Here is a 3694-nt window from a genome sequence, read left to right as displayed (position 1 = left end):
ACAAATTGACGAAACAATAAATCTCTCGCAAGCATATTCTCCATTTTAACATCGCTCAAATTATGCCACGACTGTAATAACAGAACTTTAAACATCATGATAGGCGCATAAGCCGATGCTCCTAAACGATTTTTTTTATTGGCTATAAGCACACTCAATATGCTAATAATTTGCTCCCAATCAATGAGTGCATTTATCGTATCAAACTGTTCAAAAGCTTTATGTTGTTTAATACTATTATTAGTGAATTGAAAGCTAGGTTGAATATTTTCCCACATGACTTTTTACCTTAAATAATTGATTTTGTTTATTATATCATTAATAGTATAAAAAACAATCAAAAAATAGATTAAATATCATGCAGAAATTCAAAGCTCTCAAGTTATTGATATTTTATTTAAAAATGATGGGTTATGATTTTTTGAATGGTGATTATGAACTTTGATAATGTTGACGCATATGATTATGGACATCTTGGATTGGTTGCTGGGTGTGCTGTGAAACCAATCATTAGGAGATTGGTATGCTTTATTTGTGATGATGGAAGGCCAATAACATCGGCTAGCAAGAGTTGGTGTTAAATCGGCTCCAGCTGCGTTATTTAAGAGATATCGTGGTGAGCGTGGAGTTTAAAAGGCAATGATAAATTGTCAGATATGGAGTAATAGGCTGAATGAAAATAAACCATTACTGAAGTGTCGTTAGTCATAATCGTGATGTCAAAACTTTGTTCTCATCGATAACGCACTAACAAGCTAAGCGTGACTTGTAATAACCACTTGGTTGGCATACCGGCATATAGATGGCAGGAAATTACTACAGGCTTAGGTAAGGAACTCAGGAAGATGTGCCCTAATGTTAAGCGAAAAGTTATAGCGGAGAACCCGTAAGATGAAATAGCGATGAAGGGCGCATTGGCAGATTGTCTCGTAGTAAGTGTGCTGTGAAGTCAACTATTAGGAAGTTGGCATGCTTTACCTAAGATGGTGGTAGGCCCACCAACATCGGCTAGCAAGAGTTGGTGTTAAATCGGCTCCAGCTGCGGTATTTAAGAGATATCGTGGTGAGCGTGGAGTTAAAAGACAATGATAAATTGTCAGATGCGGAGTAATAAGCTGAATGAAAATAAACCACTGATGAAGTGTCGTTAGACATAACTGTGATGTCAAAACTGCGTTCTTTACTACAACGCACTAACAAAACTAGGCGTGACTTGCAATAACGGCTTGGTTGGCTCACCGGCATAGAAGTGGCAGGAGATTACTACAGGCTTAGGTAAGGAACTCAGGAAGATGTTGCCCTGATGCTAAATGAACGGCTATACTAGAGGTTGGGTTAGAGGAGCCGTATGAGTCCAGAGGCTCACGTACGGTTCTGTGAGAGGGTGCATGGGTGGTTCCTGTACTCTACTCGATTAGAGACGAAAAATGCTTACTTAGCAACTTACCTTACTTAAGAAGATATTCCGTAAATAAAAAAAGCACTGTTAAGTGCTTTTTTTATTTAAATCAGCTAATAGTAAATTATTGCTCTATCTGAAAAATCATGGTTCAGAAGGTTAACCATAAAATGATTAACCTAGAAAAACATTAATTCAAATCTACATTTTTTGAACCAAATAGGTAGGTGAGAATATAACCAGCGACGTAGGCAACAATTAAACCCGAACCATAAATTAAAATACCAGTCACTGCACTATTTGCTGTTGTCATAAAAGGCAATGCAATAACCCCTGATGGTCCAAATACACTGTTTAGGCCCATTGGTGTTCCTAAATAAGCAATCAAGCCAATATAGAAGCCACCTACAGCTCCCCCTAAACAAGCAGTAATAAACGGTTTTACTCTTGGTAAGGTAACACCATAAATTAGTGGTTCACCAATACCTAGAATACCTGGAATGATAGCACCTGAAATCTGTTTTCTAAGGACAGACTGTTTTGCTGCGCGGGTATACAAAGCTATAGCAGCGCCAACTTGTCCTGCACCAGCCATTGCAAGAATTGGAAATAAGGAATTAAAACCTTGTGTTTCAACTAAAGCATAATAAACCGGAACAAAGCCTTGATGGATACCAAACATTACAGAAATAAGGAAAAGCCCAGCTAAAATCGATGCACCTATTGGGTTACCATTCAGTGTTAAGAATAACCATGACATTTTATCGAATAAAATTTTCCCTGCTGGCATAATGATAGTAAACGTCAATGCACCCATAATAAGGAGGGTTATTGTAGACGTTAAAATCATGTCTAGGTTATCAGGAATAAATTTACGAACTTTCTTTTCTACAAAAGCACCTAAGATGGCAGCAATTAAAACACCGATAACATTTCCCCTAGGATCGATAGCTAAACCAAAGAAATTCTCCATGCCAGAAAACATTTTACCGGTTGGGTCTTTGGTATAAACAAATACAAACAGAGTTGCTATGATGGCGCCATTAACACCAGTTCCACCAAATGCTTTTTGTGCGTTATATCCGATCAAAATGCTCATAAAACCAAACAAACCGGCACTGAATACTTTTAAAAAAGCAATTAAATCTACAATCGTTTGAACCGGGTTTTCATTGTTTTTTATTAAAGTTTCATGTAGAAGGGTACCAATTGCTGCAAGTAATCCTGCGGCAATAAAACCAGGAATAAGGGGAGTAAAAATGGTTGCAAAAGTTGCGAAAAATTTTTGAATTGGATTCGTTTGTTTAGCCTTAATAGAATTCTTCTGCGCTGCCGCAATTGTTTGTAAGTCGATTCTACCTACATTAGCACTCGAATCATTTTCTAAAATAGAGCGCATCATTTCAGCCGCTGTTTGTGCTTTACCAGGACCAAGAACAATTTGTAATTGACCGTCAGCTTCAATTAAACCTAAAACATTGTCTACTTTCTTGACTCCGGAACTTGTCAAGTTAGTTGTTAGTTATTTATAATTTTTACATACTAAGCTACACCATTTGTTTTTTCCTTTTTAGGTATTTCATTAAGCGTCACTTTAGTTATTGGACTCCAATCACGTATACGCCCTTTAGCCCATCTATTAGGATGGCTTTCTTTCTTGCGGTTCATTACCTCTTGTCTTTTCTGTAATTTAGCCACATCCTTACCTGCGCGTTTATCAGCAGGGGTAATAAATTGATTGCTGCTGTGTAAGTGCTCATGGTTATACCACTGAACAAACTGATACACCCACTCTCTAGCTTCTTGTATATTATCAAACGGCTTTAATGGCAATAATGCGTTATATTTTAAGGTTTTAAATAACGATTCTGACATAGGATTATCATTACTTACCCTAGGTCTACTGTGTGAACTTGAGACACCTAGCGCTTCTAACATTGCCTTCATACTCTGTCCTTTCATCGGAGAGCCGCTATCGGAATGAATCACTAACTGATTGGGTTGGATATTCTCTTTTTCATAAATATCTTGTATCAATAAAGAGGCATTCTCTGCACTTTCTGAGTCAAAGACTTGCCAACCCGTGATATATTTATCAAAGATATCAATATACATATAGAGATAGAAGTACTGTCCTTTTACATTGGAATTCAAGTAAGTAATATACCAGCAATAGACTTGATTGCTCGCTGTTGCCACAAGCTCATTGGGTTTATTTGACGCTCTAGATTTTCTCGTACTGCCACGATGAGTATTTTGTCCAGTTAATCTCATAAAACGATAGAATGTCGATTC

At 37.2% G+C, this 3694-nt stretch carries 4 protein-coding genes; 1 reads left to right on the top strand and 3 read right to left on the bottom strand.

What is annotated here, in order from left to right; translation table 11 throughout:
• On the bottom strand, positions 1-278 hold a 278-nt coding region (locus ACFFIT_RS03480), incomplete at its 3' end, for a transposase (RefSeq protein WP_385876261.1).
• Between the two features lie 156 nt (positions 279-434).
• On the opposite strand from ACFFIT_RS03480, the gene ACFFIT_RS03475 reads away from it, so the two are divergent.
• Complete coding sequence (locus tag ACFFIT_RS03475) at positions 435-581, top strand: hypothetical protein (protein ID WP_385876260.1); 147 nt, start codon at positions 435-437, stop codon at positions 579-581.
• Positions 582-1589: 1008 nt separating this feature from the next.
• Here the strand turns inward: ACFFIT_RS03475 and murP are convergent.
• Both murP and ACFFIT_RS03465 read right to left on the bottom strand, forming a co-directional pair.
• A complete protein-coding gene (murP, locus tag ACFFIT_RS03470) occupies positions 1590-2909 on the bottom strand; it encodes a PTS N-acetylmuramic acid transporter subunit IIBC (protein WP_385876259.1) in 1320 nt (439 codons plus the stop codon).
• Positions 2910-2941: 32 nt separating this feature from the next.
• Positions 2942-3694, bottom strand: a 753-nt coding sequence (locus ACFFIT_RS03465; protein ID WP_385876258.1) for a DDE-type integrase/transposase/recombinase, incomplete at its 5' end; no start/stop codon positions are given.

Source organism: Thorsellia kenyensis, from assembly GCF_042432445.1.
GTDB lineage: Bacteria > Pseudomonadota > Gammaproteobacteria > Enterobacterales > Thorselliaceae > Thorsellia > Thorsellia kenyensis.
Note: the sequence above shows the minus strand (reverse complement) of the source record. Positions and strands in the feature narration are given on the sequence as shown.

Coding starts and splice junctions, on each gene's coding strand:
- ACFFIT_RS03475 (WP_385876260.1), top strand. CDS start 435: ATGAACTTTGATAATGTTGACGCATATGATTATGGACATCTTGGATTG.